This window comes from Ramlibacter monticola, from assembly GCF_016722785.1.
GTDB classification, from domain to species: Bacteria; Pseudomonadota; Gammaproteobacteria; order Burkholderiales; family Burkholderiaceae_C; genus Ramlibacter; species Ramlibacter monticola.
In genome coordinates, this window is sequence record NZ_JAEQNE010000001.1 from 464,831 (window position 1) to 482,143 (window position 17,313).

Annotated in this window: 16 protein-coding genes and 1 tRNA gene; 4 read left to right on the top strand and 13 right to left on the bottom strand. The window is 67.8% G+C overall.

What is annotated here, in order from left to right; all coding sequences use genetic code 11:
* Positions 1-251: 251 nt before the first annotated feature.
* The 12 genes from JJ685_RS02025 to JJ685_RS02080 all read right to left on the bottom strand — a co-directional run bounded on the left by JJ685_RS02025 (position 252) and on the right by JJ685_RS02080 (position 11,034).
* Positions 252-328, bottom strand: a tRNA-Pro gene (locus JJ685_RS02025).
* Between the two features lie 41 nt (positions 329-369).
* Positions 370-822, bottom strand: coding sequence for a MerR family transcriptional regulator (locus JJ685_RS02030; RefSeq protein ID WP_201672502.1), 453 nt, complete (start codon positions 820-822; stop codon positions 370-372).
* Positions 823-947: 125 nt separating this feature from the next.
* Positions 948-1,280: an integration host factor subunit alpha gene (locus JJ685_RS02035; RefSeq protein WP_201672503.1), complete on the bottom strand. Its 333-nt coding sequence runs from the start codon at positions 1,278-1,280 to the stop codon at positions 948-950.
* Between the two features lie 47 nt (positions 1,281-1,327).
* A complete protein-coding gene (gene pheT / locus JJ685_RS02040) occupies positions 1,328-3,745 on the bottom strand; it encodes a phenylalanine--tRNA ligase subunit beta (protein ID WP_201672504.1) in 2,418 nt (805 codons plus the stop codon).
* A gap of 129 nt (positions 3,746-3,874) precedes the next feature.
* Positions 3,875-4,933, bottom strand: a complete 1,059-nt coding sequence (gene pheS / locus JJ685_RS02045; protein ID WP_201672505.1) for a phenylalanine--tRNA ligase subunit alpha — start codon at positions 4,931-4,933, stop codon at positions 3,875-3,877.
* A gap of 96 nt (positions 4,934-5,029) precedes the next feature.
* Positions 5,030-5,389, bottom strand: coding sequence for a 50S ribosomal protein L20 (rplT, locus tag JJ685_RS02050; RefSeq protein ID WP_201672506.1), 360 nt, complete (start codon positions 5,387-5,389; stop codon positions 5,030-5,032).
* A gap of 24 nt (positions 5,390-5,413) precedes the next feature.
* Positions 5,414-5,617, bottom strand: coding sequence for a 50S ribosomal protein L35 (gene rpmI, locus JJ685_RS02055; protein WP_201672507.1), 204 nt, complete (start codon positions 5,615-5,617; stop codon positions 5,414-5,416).
* A 176-nt stretch (positions 5,618-5,793) separates the two neighbouring features.
* Positions 5,794-6,408, bottom strand: a complete 615-nt coding sequence (gene infC, locus JJ685_RS02060; protein ID WP_201673662.1) for a translation initiation factor IF-3 — start codon at positions 6,406-6,408, stop codon at positions 5,794-5,796.
* A gap of 81 nt (positions 6,409-6,489) precedes the next feature.
* Positions 6,490-8,397, bottom strand: a complete 1,908-nt coding sequence (gene thrS, locus JJ685_RS02065; RefSeq protein ID WP_201672508.1) for a threonine--tRNA ligase — start codon at positions 8,395-8,397, stop codon at positions 6,490-6,492.
* A gap of 189 nt (positions 8,398-8,586) precedes the next feature.
* On the bottom strand, positions 8,587-8,790 hold the full coding sequence (locus tag JJ685_RS02070) for a hypothetical protein (protein WP_201672509.1): 204 nt from the start codon (positions 8,788-8,790) through the stop codon (positions 8,587-8,589).
* A 259-nt stretch (positions 8,791-9,049) separates the two neighbouring features.
* Positions 9,050-10,393 (bottom strand): isocitrate lyase, encoded by a 1,344-nt coding sequence (gene aceA, locus JJ685_RS02075; RefSeq protein ID WP_408015445.1) that lies wholly within the window; start codon positions 10,391-10,393, stop codon positions 9,050-9,052.
* A gap of 239 nt (positions 10,394-10,632) precedes the next feature.
* Positions 10,633-11,034 carry a gamma-glutamylcyclotransferase family protein gene (locus JJ685_RS02080; RefSeq protein WP_201672510.1) on the bottom strand — a complete coding sequence of 134 codons (402 nt, stop codon included), beginning with the start codon at positions 11,032-11,034 and terminating at the stop codon, positions 10,633-10,635.
* A gap of 32 nt (positions 11,035-11,066) precedes the next feature.
* Here JJ685_RS02080 and JJ685_RS02085 point away from each other — a divergent pair, with 32 nt between their 5' ends.
* The 4 genes from JJ685_RS02085 (at position 11,067) to JJ685_RS02100 (ending at position 15,594) form a co-directional block, all read left to right on the top strand.
* The gene (locus JJ685_RS02085; RefSeq protein WP_201672511.1) at positions 11,067-11,984 is read left to right on the top strand and encodes a DMT family transporter; all 918 of its coding nucleotides are present in this window, start codon (positions 11,067-11,069) and stop codon (positions 11,982-11,984) included.
* A gap of 307 nt (positions 11,985-12,291) precedes the next feature.
* Entirely contained in the window at positions 12,292-12,756 is a 465-nt protein-coding gene (locus JJ685_RS02090) for an SWIB/MDM2 domain-containing protein (RefSeq protein WP_201672512.1), read from the top strand.
* A gap of 64 nt (positions 12,757-12,820) precedes the next feature.
* Entirely contained in the window at positions 12,821-14,275 is a 1,455-nt protein-coding gene (locus JJ685_RS02095; protein ID WP_201672513.1) for a TldD/PmbA family protein, read from the top strand.
* Positions 14,275-15,594 carry a metallopeptidase TldD-related protein gene (locus JJ685_RS02100; RefSeq protein WP_201672514.1) on the top strand — a complete coding sequence of 440 codons (1,320 nt, stop codon included), beginning with the start codon at positions 14,275-14,277 and terminating at the stop codon, positions 15,592-15,594. Before JJ685_RS02095 ends, JJ685_RS02100 begins: the two co-directional genes overlap by 1 nt.
* A 3-nt stretch (positions 15,595-15,597) precedes the next feature.
* Here the strand turns inward: JJ685_RS02100 and JJ685_RS02105 are convergent, their stop codons facing one another.
* Positions 15,598-17,304: a thiamine pyrophosphate-binding protein gene (locus JJ685_RS02105; RefSeq protein WP_201672515.1), complete on the bottom strand. Its 1,707-nt coding sequence runs from the start codon at positions 17,302-17,304 to the stop codon at positions 15,598-15,600.
* Positions 17,305-17,313: the final 9 nt, after the last annotated feature.

Genomic DNA, 17,313 nt, shown 5'->3' on the forward strand with positions numbered 1-17,313 from the left:
CACCGGGGGGCGGGATCGCTTAAAGGGGATCCCGGTGAAATGCCGGTACGAAGGGAAAGGTTGACGGCAGTTGCATCAACGATCCCCGAAATCCTCCGGCCGGGCATGTAGATGTGGGAAACGAGTGCCGCTGACCGTTGCGACTTGAAACGATCCAAACATTGGCGTGATCTTTTGTGCGCTGCCGTTTGCACGCCGGTCGGAAAGCAAAAAAGCCCGGCACCTTTTCAGGTACCGGGCTTTCGTGTCGTTGGTCGGCGTGGCGGGATTCGAACTCGCGACCCCTTGCACCCCATGCAAGTGCGCTACCAGGCTGCGCTACACGCCGAAGCCCTCGATTATAGCCGGACGGAAGGGCAGTTTTGCGCTTCAGTGAATCGAGCTGAGCAAGTCGCGGATTTCGAACAGTTCGCGCCTCAGGAACTGCAGCTTCTGGGCGAAGTCGTCGCGTTCCTCGGGCGGGGCGTCCTCGAACTGGCTCTCGCTGAAGCTCGAGTCCTCGACCTCCATCTCCTCGACGCCATCGAGCATGACCTCGCCGGCCCTGCGCTTGTCGCGCTCGATCTGCACGATCTCCTGCAGCTTGTTGCGCGCGCCGCTGATCGTGAACCCCTGGTCGTACAGCAGGTCGCGGATGCGCCGGATCATCAGCACCTCGTGGTGCTGGTAGTACCGCCGGTTGCCGCGGCGCTTCATGGGTCGCAGCTGCGTGAACTCCTGCTCCCAATAACGTAGCACGTGCGGCTTGACGCCACACAGCTCGCTGACCTCGCCGATCGTGAAATAGCGTTTGGCGGGGATCGCCGGGAGGGCTTTCTCCATTGAAATCAATCTACTAGGAGAGAAAGCTCCTAGGTTACTCTAAGGGGCACGCGATGCAAAGCCAGGCGGGGCCGGCTTGCCCTCCGGCGTTGGTTTTTCGGCTTTTCCCTATGCCGCCTTAGGCGTCAGCCGCCAGCCGCGCCGCCGTTGCCCTGGATCTGTTCCTTCAGCTTGTGGCTGGCGTGGAAGGTCACGACGCGGCGCGCCTCGATCGGGATCGCCTCGCCGGTGCGCGGGTTGCGCCCCGGACGGGGCGCCTTGGTGCGGATCTGGAAGTTGCCGAAGCCGGAGATCTTGACGTCCTGCCCGTCCACGAGGCTGGCGGAGATCAGGTCGAAGAAGGCATCGATCATGTCCTTCGACTCGCGCTTGTTGAGCCCGATCTGCTCGAACAGGAGTTCGGCCAGCTGCGCCTTGGTCAACGCGGGCGTTTCCAGGCTCTCGACCGCAAACTCCATGACGTCCTCTTCTTTGAGCGCTGTTGTTGTCGCGAGATCCGCCATCGTCATCCCCTGAGCCGGGCACCTACTTCCGTGGTGACCCGCTCTACCACGGCGCGCACGGCTGCCTCGATCTGCTCGTCGGTCAGTGTGGCGTCGCTGCGGGCGAGCGTCAAGCGCACGGCCAGGCTTTTCTCGTGCAGCGCCAGGCCGGCGCTGGCCTGTTGCGGCTTGTAGACGTCGAACAGGAAGGCATCGCGCAGCAGCCCGCCCGTGTCGGCGCCGCGGATGGCGGCCAGCAGTTGGTCGTGGGTCACCTTTTCGTTGACGATCACGGCGATGTCCCGCTCGGCCGGCTGGAAACGCGGCACGGGCTCGAACTGCGGGACGCGGCGCGCCACCACGGCATCGAGGTCCAGCTCGAACACCAGCGGGGCATGCGGCAGCTCCCACTTCTGGCGCCAGCGCGGATGCAGCTCGCCGAGCACGCCGACCTCGCGGCCGTCCACGCGGATGATCGCGCAGCGGCCCGGATGCATCGCCGGGTGCGCCCCCGGCACGTACTCCGCCTGCAGCGGCGACAGCAGCGCCTGAACATCGCCCTTCAGGTCGTAGAAGTCGCCCTGGCCCGCCTTGCGGGCCCACTGCAGGCCGTCGGGGTCGCCATAGGACAGGCCCGCGATCTTCATCGGCTGGCGCACGCCGCGCACCGTGGTGTCGGTGGTCTGCACCGAAGCGTCGCGCACGAACACGCGACCGAGCTCGAACACGCGCACGCGTTCGGCCTTGCGATCGAGGTTGAACTTCAGCACCTGCAGCAGGGAGCCGAGCAGCGAGGAGCGCATCACGCTCATCTGGCTGGCGATGGGGTTCAGCAGCTTGATCGGATCGGCGTTGCCGGCGAGCTCCTTCTCCCAGTGCTCCTCCACGAAACTGAAGTTGATCGTCTCCTGGTAGCCCAGGGCGGCCAGCAGGCGGCGCACCGCGAAGCGGCTGCGGCGCGCTTCCGGCGGCAGCTTGGCCGTGATCGGCGCCAGCGGCGGCGTGGTGGGCAGCGCGCCGTAGCCGACGACTCGCGTGACTTCCTCGACGAGGTCCTCCTCGATCGCGAGGTCGAAGCGGTAAGGCGGCGGCGTGACGGTGATGACGCCGCCGGCGGCCTGCGCCGGCAGGCGCAGGCGCGCGAACGCGTCCAGGCATTGCTGCTCCGAGACCGGCATGCCGATCACCTTGGCCGCGCGGGACACGCGCAGCTGCACCGGCTTGCGCTCCGGCAGTCGCGTGACCTGGTCGTCCATCGGGCCGGCCTCGCCGCCGCAGATTTCCTGGATCAGGCGGGTGATGTACTCGATGTGTTCGACCGTCTGGCTCGGGTCGACGCCGCGCTCGAAGCGGTGGCCGGCGTCGGTGGAGAAGTTGAAGCGGCGCGAGCGCCCCTGCACGGCCTCCGGCCACCAGAAGGCGGCCTCGACGTAGACGTTGCGCGTGTCGTCGGACACGGCGGTGGCGTCGCCGCCCATGATGCCGGCCAGCGACTCGACTTCCCTGTCGTCGGCGATCACCCCGACCTTCCCGTCGACCTCGATGGTGTTGCCGTTCAGGAGCTTGAGCTGCTCGCCCTGGCGGCCCCAGCGCACGTCGAGGCCGCCGTGGATCCGGTCGTAGTCGAAGATGTGCGAGGGCCGGCCGAACTCGAACATGACGTAGTTCGAGATGTCCACCAGCGCGGTCACGCTGCGCTGGCCGCAGCGCTCCAGGCGCTCGACCATCCACTGCGGCGTCTTCGCCTTGGTGTTCACGTTGCGGATCACGCGGCCGCTGAAACGGCCGCAGAGATCCGGCGCGGCGACGTGGACCTTCAGCTTCGCGTCGGTGGTCGGCTGCACGGCGGGGAACGCCGGCTCCTTCAGCGGCGCGCCGGTGAGCGCGGACAGTTCGCGCGCGACGCCGTACACGGACAGGGCGTGCGCCAGGTTGGGCGTGAGCTTGAGCGTGAAGACCTGGTCGTCCAGCCGCAGCACTTCGCGGATGTCGGCGCCGACGGGCGGGTTGCCTTCCAGCTCCAGCAGGCCGGCGTGGTCTTCACTCAGCTTGAGCTCGCGCGCCGAGCACAGCATGCCCTGGCTCTCGACCCCGCGCAGCTTGCCCAGCTTGATGACGAAGGGCTGGCCATCCTCGCCGGGGGGCAGTTCGGCGCCCACCAGCGCCGTGGGCACGCGGATGCCGGGGCGGGCATTGGGCGCGCCGCAGACGACGTTCAGCAGCGCACCCTGCCCCACGTCCACCTGGCACACGCGCAGGCGATCGGCGTTCGGGTGCTGCACGGCCTCCTTGATCTCGCCCACGACGATCCTGGTGAAGGGCGGCGCCACCGGGCGCAGTTCCTCCACCTCCAGTCCGCCCATGGTGAGCGTGTCGGCGATCTGTTGCGTGCTCAGCGGCGGGTTGCAGAACGCGCGCAGCCAGGACTCGGGAAATTGCATGGTGTCTTTATCGCAGGGATGCTTGTGCCGGCAGTGTCTTCTCGCAGGCCACCGCGGAACCGGCTTTGCCGGGCCGCTGGTGGCGCCCCCTCGAGGGGGAGGCGCCGAAGGCGCTTCGGGCGGGAGTCATTATCTGAACTGGCGCAGGAAGCGGATGTCGCCGTCGAAGAACAGGCGCAGGTCGTTCACGCCGTAGCGCAGCATCGTGAGCCGGTCGGGGCCCATGCCGAAGGCGAAGCCGATGGTCTTCTCGGGGTCCAGCCCCATGTTGCGCACCACGTTCGGGTGCACCTGGCCGGAGCCGGCCACCTCCAGCCAGCGGCCGGCCAGCGGTCCGCTCTGGAACTGGATGTCGATCTCCGCCGAGGGCTCCGTGAAGGGGAAGAAGCTCGGGCGGAAGCGCAGCGCCAGGTCGTCGCTCTCGAAGAAGGTGCGGCAGAAGTCGGTGAAGACGACCTTCAGGTCCTTGAAGCTGACGTTCTCGCCCAGCCAGAGGCCTTCGCACTGGTGGAACATGGGCGAGTGGGTCGCATCGCTGTCGACGCGGTAGGTGCGTCCCGGAGCGATCACGCGGATCTCGGGCAGCGGCTCGCCGCGCTGCACCGCCTCGGCGTAGCGCTTGATGTGCTGGTGGGCGTAGCGCACCTGCATCGGCGAGGTGTGCGGCCGCAGGTTGTAGGGAATGCCGTCCTCGCCGTCGATGTCGACGTAGAACGTGTCCTGCATCGAGCGCGCCGGGTGGTTGGGCGGGTTGTTCAGCGAGGTGAAGCTGTGCCAGTCGCTCTCGACCTCGGGGCCGTCGGCCACGTCGAAGCCCATGGAGGCGAAGATCTGCTCGATGCGCTCCATGGTGAGCGACACCGGATGCAGGCCGCCCGGCTCGCGGATGCGCCCCGGCAGGGAGACGTCGAGCGCCTCGGCCTTCAGCTGCGCCTCCAGTTCGGCGTCCGCCAGCGCCTGCCGGCGCTCGTTCAGCGCCGCCTCGATCGCCTGCTTGGCCAGGTTGATCGCCGCGCCGCGGGACTTCTTCTCCTCCACGGACAGCGCGGCCAGGCCTTTCATCAGCTCGGTGATGCGGCCGGACTTGCCGGTGAACTGCGCCTTGGCGTTTTCCAGTTCCGCCGGGGTGGCGGCCCTGCCGAACGCTTCGCGCGCGCTCGCGACGATCGAATCGAATTCTTGGGTCATGCGAAAAAAAACAGGGCCAGGTCCTTGCGGCCCTGGCCCTGTCCTAGTGGGTTTGCACCAGCCGCCGCCCGCAGGGGGAAGCGGCTACCGCGAAACTCAGGCAGCCAGCTTGGCCTTCACCTGGTTCACGATGCCGGTAAACGCCTCGGGGTCGTGATAGGCGATATCGGCCAGGACCTTGCGGTCGATGTCGATGCCGGCCTTGCGGATCCCGTTGGCGAACTGGCTGTAGGTCAGGCCGTTCGCACGCGCGGCGGCGTTGATACGGGCAATCCACAGCTGGCGGAAGACGCGCTTCTTGGCACGGCGGTCGCGGTAGGCATACTGCCCCGCCTTCATCACCGCTTCCTTGGCGATGCGGAAGACGTTGCCGCGGCGGCCGCGGAAACCCTTGGCGAGGGCGAGGACCTTCTTGTGACGTGCGCGGGCGGTTACACCACGTTTGACGCGAGGCATGTGAGTTCTCCTTGTCTTGGTGGTTTACAGGCCGGCGAACGGCAGCATCTGCGCCATGTGACCCATGTTGGTCTCATGGACGGCAGTCGGGCCGCGCAGGTGGCGCTTGTTCTTGGTGGACTTCTTCGTCAGGATGTGACGCTTGAAGGCCTGGGCACGCTTGACCGTCCCGCCCGGGCGCACGCGGAAACGCTTCTTGGCGCCGCTCTTGGTCTTCATCTTGGGCATGTACATGCTCCTTCTTGGTTTGTGCTCGCGAGGCGTCACGGAAAAGAACCGTGCCTTGATGGCCCCGAGCCACTTTTTCGGGTGGCGAGCCGAAGCTCTCCACTCGTGGCAAGCGCGAAAAGCGCTTCCCCTTCACCGCCACAGCGGCGACCAACCGTTGTGGCTTTGAAACTGACCTAAGCCGCAGTCGCCGGTGCGCCGGCGGCTTCCGAGGCGGGCTTCGCGCCCCCGCCCGCTTTCTTGCGGCCGGGCGCGATCATCATGATCATCTGCCGGCCTTCCAGCTTCGGGAACTGCTCGACGACGATCGTGTCGCCGAGGTCGTCCCGGATGCGCTGCAGCAGCGCCATGCCGATTTCCTGGTGCGTGATCTCGCGGCCGCGGAAGCGCAGCGTGATCTTGCACTTGTCGCCTTCCTCCAGGAAGCGGCGGATGTTGCGCAACTTGATGTTGTAGTCGCCATCATCCGTGCCCGGGCGGAACTTGATTTCCTTGACCTCGATGACCTTCTGCTTCGCTTTCGCTTCCGCGGCCTTCTTTTGCTCGATGTACTTGAACTTGCCGTAGTCCATCAGGCGGCACACCGGCGGGTTCGCGGTAGCAGCGATCTCGACCAGGTCCACGTCCAGCTCGCCCGCCATGCGCAGGGCTTCCTGCAGGCTCACGACCCCGAGGGGCTCGTTGTTGGGCCCGCTGAGGCGGACTTCGGGAGCCATGATCTCCCGGTTCAGGCGGTGCTTGCGTTCCTCACGCTGGCGGCGGTCACGAAATTCAGTAGCGATGGCCGGAATCCTTCATATCCAATGTTGGCTACAAAAACTGTAGCATCGTCGCCGCAGCCTGCACCAGCTGCGGCTTGATTCCAGGAGGGATCAGACCTTGCTGGCGATGTCTTCCCGGATCCTCTTCGAGAACTCCTCCAGGGACATCACGCCGAGGTCCTTGTTGCCCCGGGCGCGCACCGCGACGGCACCAGCCGCCTTCTCCTTGTCGCCGACGACGAGGAGATAAGGCGGCTTTTGCAGCGAATGCTCGCGTATTTTATACGTGATCTTCTCGTTGCGCAGGTCCGTCGCCACCCTAAGCCCTTGATTCCGCAGAGATTTGGCGACTTCATTGACATAATCGGCCTGTTGGTCCGTGATGTTCAGCACGACGGCCTGCACCGGCGCCAGCCAGACCGGCAGCGCGCCCGCGTGCTGCTCGATCAAGATGCCGATGAAACGCTCCAGGCTGCCCACGATGGCCCGGTGCAGCACCACGGGGCGGTGGCGGTTGCCGTCCTCGCCCACGTACTCCGCGTCCAGGCGCGTCGTCAGGTTGAAGTCCACCTGCATCGTGCCGACCTGCCACTGCCGGCCGATCGCATCCTTCAACGTGTATTCGATCTTCGGGCCGTAGAAGGCGCCGTCGCCGGGGGAAATCGAGAACTCGCAGCCGCTGCGGCGCAGCGACTCCATCAGGGCGTTCTCGGCCTGGTCCCAGAGCTCGTCGGAGCCGATTCGGGCCTCCGGCCGCGTGGCGACCTTGTAGATGATCTCCGTGAAGCCGAAATCCCGGTAGACCTTGTGCAGGACGCGCGTGAATTCCTCGCATTCCGGCAGGATGTGGTCTTCCGTGCAGAAGATGTGGCCGTCGTCCTGCGTGAAGCCGCGCACGCGCATGATGCCGTGCAGGCCGCCGGAGGGCTCGTTGCGGTGGCACTGGCCGAACTCGCCGTAGCGCAGCGGCAGGTCGCGGTAGCTCTTCACCCCCTGCTTGAAGATCAGGACGTGGCCCGGGCAGTTCATCGGCTTGAGCGCGTACTCGCGCTTCTCCGACTCCGTCGTGAACATGTTCTCGCGGTACTTGTCCCAGTGGCCCGTCTTCTCCCACAGGGACTTGTCCAGGATCTGCGGGCCCTTGACCTCCAGGTAGCCGTTGTCGCGGTAGACCTGGCGCATGTACTGCTCCACGGCCTGCCAGATGGCCCAGCCCTTGGGATGCCAGAACACGACGCCGGGGGCGTGGTCGTCGACGTGGAACAGGTCCAGCTCGCGGCCGAGGCGCCGGTGGTCGCGCTTCTCGGCTTCCTCCAGCATGTGCAGGTAGTTCTGCAGCTCCTCCTTGCTGGCCCAGGCCGTGCCGTAGACCCGCTGCAACATCTCGTTGCGGTGGTCGCCGCGCCAGTAGGCACCCGCCACCTTCATGAGCTTGAAGAACTTCAGCTTGCCCGTGGAGGGCACGTGCGGGCCGCGGCACAGGTCCTCGAAGCCGCCCTCGGCGTACAGCGACACGTCCTCGCCGGCCGGGATGCTGCCGATGATCTCCGCCTTGTACTTCTCGCCCATGCCGAGGAAGTGCTGCACGGCCTCGTCGCGCGGCAGCACGCGCCGCGTGACCGGCTCGTCCTTCGCGGACAGCTCCTGCATGCGCTTCTCGATGGCCTGCAGATCCTCCGGCGTGAAGGGGCGCTTGTACGAGAAGTCGTAGTAGAAGCCGTTCTCGATCACCGGGCCGATCGTGACCTGGGCGTCGGGGAACAGCTCCTTGACCGCGTAGGCCAGCAGGTGGGCCGTCGAGTGGCGGATCACCTCCAGCCCCTCGGGGTCCTTGGACGTGAGGATGGCGACCTGGGCGCCATCGGGGATCGTGAACGTCGTGTCGACGACCTTGCCGTCGACCTTGCCGGCGAGGGCCGCCTTGGCCAGGCCGGGGCCGATGGAGGCGGCCACGTCGGCGACCGTGACGGGTTGGTCGAACTGGCGCTGCGAGCCGTCGGGGAGCGTGATCCGGATCATGGTGTGAGTCTTCTGGGCGTTTCGGGCAACAAAAAAGCGCGGGGACGGCCGCGCTTTCGGTTGGGACGATGCAACTCTGGTCGCGCGACTACGCCGCCGCTAGCGGGCGGTGGAACCTTCCGGGGTAGTTCGCGGTGTCATAACCAGGGTGCCTTTCTCGCTCTTGTTGCTCGCTTCGGAAGGGGGATTCTACCCCGCCGAGGCCACGAAGCCAGTCCCGGCGCAGCGCGGGCATTCCGTGATCACCGTCTGCTTCTCGACCTCGAAGTGCTCGTTGATGTTCTCGCTGTCGATGCGCAGCTGTCCGGTGCCGCCGCAATCGGGGCAGCGCTCGCCGCTCAGGTCGCGCAGGTTGAACACGCCCGTCTTGTCCTCCGTGGGTGATCCTGCCACCGCCATTCCTCCTCGTTCTTCACCCGACTGTAGCCCTGGCCCGGCGCTGCAGAAACAGGAGCCCCCCGTCCGGCGTGTGCACAAGTTGGCAGTTTGCGGCTTCCAGGGCAGCGGGAGCCGGCGGCCGTCGCGCCGCTCGCACAGCGTCTGCGTGAGCGTGAATCCTCGCAGGGACGCCCGTGGCGCCTGCCCGGAACCGCGCAGAAAAAAGCCCGCGCAGGGCGCGGGCTTTGGGGTCTTCGCCGAATCGGCGGGGGCCTTACGCCGCCTTGCGCTGCTCGCCGTGGCCGTGGTCGTCGAAGAACTGCTCGTCCTCGGTCGAGCCCTTCAGGGCGGCGGTGGAGGCATTGGCCTCGATCGTGGTCGTCACGGCGTCGAAGTAGCCGGTGCCCACCTCGCGCTGGTGCTTCACGGCGGTGAAGCCCTTCTCGGCGGCGGCGAACTCCTTCTGCTGGAGTTCCACGAAGGCGCTCATGTTGTTGCGGGCGTAGCCGTACGCCAGGTCGAACATCGAGTAGTTGAGGCTGTGGAAGCCGGCCAGCGTGATGAACTGGAACTTGTAGCCCATGGCGCCCAGCTCCTTCTGGAACTTGGCGATGGTGGCGTCGTCCAGGTTCTTCCGCCAGTTGAAGGACGGCGAGCAGTTGTAGGCCAGCAGCTTGCCGGGGAACTTCGCGTGGATCGCGTCGGCGAAGTCCTTGGCGAACTTCAGGTCCGGCGTGCCGGTCTCGCACCAGATCAGGTCGGCGACCTCGGCATAGGCCAGGCCGCGGCTCACCGCCTGGTCGAAGCCCTTGCGGGTGCGATAGAAGCCTTCCACCGTGCGCTCGCCGGTGCAGAAGGGCTGGTCGATCGGGTCGACGTCGCTGGTCACCAGGTCGGCCGCCTCGGCGTCGGTGCGGGCCAGCAGGATGGTGGGCGTGCCCATCACGTCGGCCGCCAGGCGCGCCGCCACCAGCTTCGCCACGGCTTCGCGGGTGGGCACCAGCACCTTGCCGCCCATGTGGCCGCACTTTTTCACGGAAGCCAGCTGGTCCTCGAAGTGCACGCCGGCGGCGCCCGCCTCGATCATGGCCTTCATCAGCTCGAAGGCGTTGAGCACGCCGCCGAAGCCGGCTTCCGCGTCGGCCACGATGGGGGCGAAGTAGTCCACCCAGCCCTCGTCGCCCTGCTTCTTGCCCTCGCTCCACTGGATCTGGTCGGCGCGCTGGAAGGTGTTGTTGATCTTCTTCACCACCTTCGGCACGGAATCCACCGAGTACAGCGACTGGTCGGGGTACATCTCGCCGTTGCTGTTGGCGTCGCCCGCCACCTGCCAGCCGGAGAGGTAGATGCCCTTGAGGCCCGCCTTGACCTGCTGCATGGCCTGGTTGCCGGTCAGCGCGCCGAGCGTGTTCACGAAGGGCTCGGTGTTGATCAGGCTCCACAGCTTCTCGGCGCCGCGGCGCGCCAGCGTGTGCTCGATGTGGAGCGAGCCGCGCAGCTTCACCACGTCGGCGGCGCTGTAGCTGCGCTTGATGCCTTTCCAGCGGGGGTTCTCCGCCCAGTCCTTTTCGAGCTGGGCGATCTGCTGTTCGCGGGTCAGGTGGGTCCAGTTGCTCATGTTCACTCCAGAAAGGTCGGTGGTCGGAATCGGTGCGGTTTCTTTTCGTGCCGCGTTGGAATGAACTTTAAGTCTTGTAGAAGACTTCCGGGGTCTCTTGTGTCTTATACAAGACTAAATTTTTTATTCAAACAAATCAATGAGTTGCATCAAACATTTCTCCATACGGAATCTTTTTTCTTGTATCGAGAAATTTTGCGGCGGCGCACAAACATTGTATTCCGCAATGCGAAACAAAATCAGGCTTTGTGAAAAACGATCCAGTCGCCGTGGCCGATCGGCTGCCGATCGCGCACGTGCTGCGGATTGATTTCGTACACGAGGCAGGCGACGCTGCGTCCTCCGACGCCGATGTCGATCTCGCGCTTGAAGTACTCGCTGTCGGCGCCGGGCACGACCTGCTCGATCTCGTCGAGCACTGCCTCCAGTTCCGGCGCGATGCGGTACACCTCGCCCACCACCGTGACCGCCTCCTCGCCGCCGAGGGCGAGCCCCGGATACCAGTCCAGGTGGAACAGCACGCCCCGCACCTCGCCCATGCCCACGTACTCGGGCGCGGGCCGCAGGCGGTTGATGTCGTTGCGGCCGCCGCGGCGCAGCGTGCCGTAGACGAAGACGTGGCGCGGGGGAGCTTCAGGCATGATGCGGCGGTTTTTTCCGGCGCCCATTGTCGATGAGCTTCGTTCCCAGCCGCCCCCTCGCCTACGCGTGCCTCGCGCTCAGCATGTCGCTGGTGGGCAGCTACGTGGCGCTGTCCAAGCCGCTCGCGGCCGCCATCCCCGTGTTCCTGCTGGCGTGGCTGCGCTTCGGCATCGGCGGGCTGGCCATGCTGCACTGGCTGCGCAAGCCCGCCGGCGAGGCGCCGCTGACCCCGCGCACGCGGCGGCTGCTGTTCCTCGAGTCCTTCCTCGGCAACTTCCTGTTCTCGCTGTGCATGCTGTGGGGCGTGAGCCTCACCAGCGCGGTGTCCGCCGGCGTGATCATGGCGGCCATCCCCGCCACCGTCGCACTCCTGAGCCGCGTCTTCCTGCACGAACGGATCTCCGGCCGCACCTGGACGGCCATCGCCTGCGCCGCGCTGGGCATCGCGCTGCTGGCGTTCGCGAAGCCGGCGCACGAGGCCGCGGCCCGGCCGGGCGAGCTCGCCTGGCTCGGCAACCTGCTGGTGCTGGGCGCCGTGGTCTGCGAGGCCTCGTACGCGGTCATCGGGAAGGCGCTCACCGGGGTGCTGGGGCCGAAGCGCATCACGGCCCTCATCAACCTCTGGGGTTTCGCGCTGGTGACGCCCTTCGGCCTCTACACGGCCCTGCACTTCGACTTCGGCGGGGTGGGCACGGGCGCGTGGCTGCTCCTCGTGTTCTACGCGCTGGCCGCCAGCATCTGGACGGTGTGGCTGTGGATGACGGGCCTGAAGGTGGTGCCGGCGGCGCAGGCCGGCGTGTTCACGGCGATGCTGCCCGTCTCCGCGGCGCTCGTGGGCGTGTTCGTGCTCGGCGAAGAGCTCGGTGCCATGCAGATGCTGGCCTTCGTCGCCGCGCTCGCGGGCGTGCTGCTCGCGACGCTGCCCGCACGGGGCGCGTTCGCGCGCTGAGGCACTCCACGAGGGCCCGCGCGAGCCCTGCTCTCGAGCGAAATTGCGAGTGGCGGCGCGGTGTTGATCACGCTTCTTGCCGCGCTGCGTGAAGAGCGCGAGGCACTCTCCAGAGGAGAAATCGGCCCGCGAGACCCCTTCTCCAGAGGGAAAACGCGTCGCGCGCGCGGATGAAAAAGCAACATCTCCCAATGAAAAACCGCGTTTTTCCCTTGGACGCGCCCTCGTTCTCCATTAGCATCCGCACTGCCAGTGAGTGCAGTTTTCGCTGGTACGGCTCAATCAACTTCTAGAAGGAATTCCGACGATGGCAACTGCAAAGAAAGCGACGGCGAAGAAGGCGCCGGCGAAGAAGGCGGCCCCGGCCAAGAAGGCCGCCGCGAAGAAGGCCCCGGCCGCGAAGAAGGCCGCACCGGCCAAGAAGGCAACTGCGAAGAAGGCCGCTCCCGCCAAGAAGGCGCCGGCGGCGAAGAAGGCGGCCCCGGCGAAGAAGGCCGTCGCCAAGAAGGCCCCGGCGAAGAAGCGCACCCCGAACGCCGCGTTCATGAAGCCGCTGACGCCCGACGCGTCGCTGGCCGCGGTGGTGGGCAATGCGCCGCTGCCCCGCACGGAGATCGTCAGCAAGCTGTGGGCCTACATCAAGAAGAACAAGCTGCAGGACGCCGAGAACAAGCGCATGGTCAACGCCGACGACAAGCTGCGCGTCCTGTTCGGCAAGAACCAGGTGTCGATGTTCGAAATGGCTGGCCTGATCGGCAAGCACGTGAAGTAAGCCGGGCACTGCCTGCACTTCGAAGGGCCGGTCGCACCGGCCCTTTTCCTTTTCTGGAGGCACTGTGGAGCAGTTCGAGCGCCTCGTCCGCGCGGCCGCACCGGCCGCGGATGGCTGGTCCGCCCGCATCGTGCGGGAGCGCAGCGAGCAGCTCGCCGTCCGGCGCGACGTGGCCGAGCCTCCCTGGCGCGAGCACGATACCGGCGCGATGGTGAGCGTGGCCGAGGCCGGCGGCGTGGGCTACGCGGCCACCAGCGACCTCGGCGAAGCGGGCTTGCGGGCCGCCTTCGGGCGGGCGCAGGCACTGGCCCGCGCCAGTGCCCGGCACGGCCTCGTGGAGGGGCGCCAGGCCGCGGCGCCGCCCCGTTGCGGCCGCTATGCCTCGTCGGTCGAGAAGCCGGCCTCCGCGCTGGGCCTGCGCGAGAAGCTGGACCTGCTGCAGTCCGTGTGCGCCAGCGCCGATCTCGGCCCCGCCATCGTGGACCGCACCGTGTCCCTGTGGACCACCCGCACGGAGCAGCTGTTCGTGACCGGCGACGGCACCCGCATCGAGCAGCAATGGGACTTCGCCGTGCCCTCGATCGAGGTGGTCGCCAGCGAAGGCGGCGAAACCCAGACGCGCACCTCGGCGGGCCAGTACAACGGCTTCTGCCGCCAGGGCGGGCTGGAAGTGCTGGATGCCGCGGGCTTCCAGGCGCAGGCGCCGCAGGTCGCGCAGGAGGCGCTGCAACTCGTGCGGGCGCCGAACTGCCCGAGCGGCGAGATGGACCTGCTGCTGATGCCCGACCAGATGATGCTGCAGATCCACGAAAGCATCGGTCATCCCCTGGAGCTGGACCGCATCCTCGGCGACGAGCGCAACTTCGCCGGTACCAGCTTCGTCACCCTGGACATGTTCGGGCACTACTGCTGGGGCAGCGAGCTGCTGAACGTGAGCTTCGCCCCCGACGTGCCGGGCGAATTCGCGAGCTACGCCTTCGACGACGAGGGCGCGCCGGCGCGCCGGGCCTGGATCATCCGCGCCGGCATCCTGTTGCGCCCCTTGGGCGGCGAGCTGTCGCAGGCGCGGGCGCGGGCGCTGCGGCCCGATCTCGAAGGCGTGGCGAATTCGCGGGCGAGCCACTGGAGCCGCGCGCCCATCGACCGCATGGCCAACCTCAACGTGGAGCCCGGCGCCTCCAGCCTCGAGGAGATGATCGCCAGCATCGAGGACGGCATGCTGATGCGCACCAATGCCTCCTGGAGCATCGACGACTCGCGCAACAAGTTCCAGTTCGGCTGCGAATGGGGGCAGCGCATCCGCCAGGGCCGGCTGGCCGAAGTCGTGAAGCGGCCGAACTACCGTGGCGTTTCCACCAGCTTCTGGCGTTCGCTCGCGATGGTGGGCGATGCCTCCACCTTCCAGGTGATGGGCACGCCCTTCTGCGGCAAGGGCGAGCCGAACCAGGTGATCCGGGTCGGCCACGCCGCGCCGGCCTGCAAGTTCGAGCGGGTGGCGGTCTTCGGGGGCGCGGCCTGATGCGGGCCTGGTTCGAGATGCTCGCCGCTCGCGTCTGCGTGGCGGGTCCCGGGTTGGACCGCGTCTACCTCTACCTCACGGCGGAGGAATCGGACTTCGTGCGCTTCAACCACGCGCGGGTGCGCCAGGCCACGCACGTGACGCAGCGCTACGGCTCGGTTTCGGTGGTGGCCGGCGCGCGCCGCGCCAGCGCCAGCCGCGCGCTGTCCGGGGACCTCGAGGCCGACGCGCTGGCCCTGTGCGCCGAACGCGACCAGCTCGCCACCGAGTTGGCCCTGCTGCCCGACAACCCCTACCTCCTGCTGCCCGAGGACGTGTGTTCCACCGAGCGCGAGGCCCCCGGCGCGCTGCCCTCCGCGCAGGAGGTGATCGAGGCCCTGGCCCGCGAGGCCGGTGGCGGCGATTGCGTCGGCTTCCACGCCGCCGGGCCGGTGGTCCGCGCCTTCGCCGACAGCCGGGGCCAGCGCAACTGGCATCGCGCGGACAGTTTCCAACTGGAATGGTGCCTCTGCCGCGAAGGCGACCTGGCGGTGAAGGCCAGGTACGCCGGCACGCACTGGGACGCTGCCGCCTTCGCCGCCCGCATGGCCGCGGCCCACGCGCGGCTCGCGCTCCTGGGGCGGCCGCGGCGCACGCTGCCCCCGGGGCCTTACCGCGCCCTGTTCAGCCCGGTGGCGGTCGCCGACCTGCTGCAGACGCTCGCCTGGGGTGGCTTCGGAGAACGGGGCGTTCGCACCGGGGTCAGCCCGCTGATCCAGCTGCACCGCGGCGAGCGGCAGTTCGATCCGCGGGTGGCGCTGGCCGAGGCGACGGCGGAGGGACTGGCGCCGGCGTTCCAGGACCACGGCTTCGTCAAGCCGGAACGGGTGCGGCTGGTGCAGGCGGGCCGGGCCGCGGCCACGCTGGTTTCGCCGCGCACGGCGCGCGAATACGGCGGCACGGCCAACAGCGGGGCCGGCGAGTCGCCCGATGCGCTGGTGATGGCCCCGGGCACCCTACCCGCCGCCGAGGCCCTGCGCGCGCTCGGGACCGGGGTCTACCTGAGCGACCTGCACTACCTGAACTACAGCGACCGGCAGTCCTGCCGCGTGACCGGCATGACCCGCTTTGCCTGCCTCTGGGTCGAGGACGGCGAGCCGGTGGCGCCGATCGCCGTGATGCGCTTCGACGACTCGCTGCTGCGGATGTTCGGCCCAGGGCTGGTGGCGCTGACGGACGAGGCGGAACTGGTGCCGGACAACGCCACGTACGGCGGAAGGAGCCTGCGCAGCGTCCGGGCGCCCGGGGCGCTCGTGGACGGCTTCGCCTTTACCCTCTAGCGCTCACTTGCCCTGCTTCAGTGCCGCTTGCCGGATCCCGGTCAGCGTTCCCCGCGTCGTGATCACCTCCGGATCCAGCATCACCTCGATGACCGTGCCGTTCCTGCGCTCCAGGGCCGCCAGCAGCGCCGGCTCGAACTCCTCGGTGCGCGTGATGCGCGTGCCCTCGTAGCCGTAGGCCTTCGCCAGACCCACGAAATCGGGGTTGGCCAGCTGCGTGCCGGCAGCCTCCACCCGCGTCGGGTACTCGCGCTCCTGGTGCATGCGGATCGTGCCGAACATGCCGTTGTTCAGCAGCACGATGATCGACTTCGCCCCGTACTGCGAGGCGGTGGCCAGCTCCTGGCCGTTCATGAGGAAGTCGCCGTCGCCCGCCATGGTCAGCGCGACCCGGCCCGAGACGATGTTGGCCGCGATCCCCGCCGGCACGCCGTAGCCCATGGCGCCGTTGGTGGGCGCGAGCTGCGTCTTGTGCCCCTTGGCCCAGCCGTGGTGCTTGAAGAAGCGGTGCGTCCAGGAGGCGAAGTTGCCCGCGCCGTTGGTGATCAGCGCATCGGCCGGCAGGTGCTTCTGCAGCACCGCCACCAGCGCCGGCATGTCGATGTCGCCGGGCAGCTTCTGCGGCCGGAGGTTCTCCAGGTAGTCGGCGTTGGCGGCCTCGGTCCAGGCGGCCCATGGCACTTCGGGCGGCGCCGTCAGCACTTCGAGCGAGCGCGCCGCCGCGCTCATCGAGGTGTTGATCGCCAGGTCGGCCTGGTAGACCCGGTTCAGCTCCTCGGGGCTGGCGTGGATGTGCACCAGCTTCTGCGCCGCCTTGGGTGCCTTCAGCAGCGTGTAGCCGCCGGTGGTCATCTCGCCCAGGCGCGGGCCGATCGCCACGATCAGGTCGGCCTCCCGGATGCGCGCCGCCAGCTTCGGGTTGATGCCGATGCCGACGTCGCCCGCGTACTGGGGATGGTGGTTGTCGAAGCAGTCCTGGAAGCGGAAGGCGTTGCCCACCGGCAGCTTCCAGTTCTCGGCGAAGCGCTGCAGCGCCTGGGCGGCCTGCGGCGTCCAGCCGCCACCGCCGGCGACCACGAAGGGCTTGCGCGCGGCCAGCAGCAGCTCGCGCAGGGTGCGCAGCGCGCCCGGGTCGCTCCAGGCTTCCGTGGCCTCCACCCGCGCCAGCGGTCGCGCCGCGGTCTCCTTCGTCAGCATGTCCTCGGGCAGCACCAGCACCACGGGGCCGGGGCGGCCGTTCATGGCGGTGGCGAAGGACCGCGCGACGTACTCGGGGATGCGGTCCGGGTCGTCGATGCGCTCGACTCGCTTGGCCATGCCCTTGGTGCTGGGGCCGAAGAAGCTCGTGTACTCGACTTCCTGGAAGGCCTCGCGGTCGCGCTGGTCGCTCGCCACGTCGCCCACGAACAGCACCATCGGCGTGGAGTCCTGGAAGGCGGTGTGCACCCCGATTGAGGCGTTGGTCGCGCCGGGGCCGCGCGTGACGAAGCAGACGCCGGGGCGGTTGGTCAGCTTGCCCGCCGCTTCGGCCATGAAGGCGGCGCCGCCCTCCTGCCGGTTGACCACGAAGCGGATCCGGTCGCGGTACTTGTGGAAGCCATCCAGCACGGCGAGATAGCTTTCGCCGGGGACGCCGAAGGCGTGGCCGACGCCCTGCTCCACCAGGCATTCGACGAGGAGATGGCCGGCGAGCTGCGTGTCCTGCTTCATGGTGCTTGA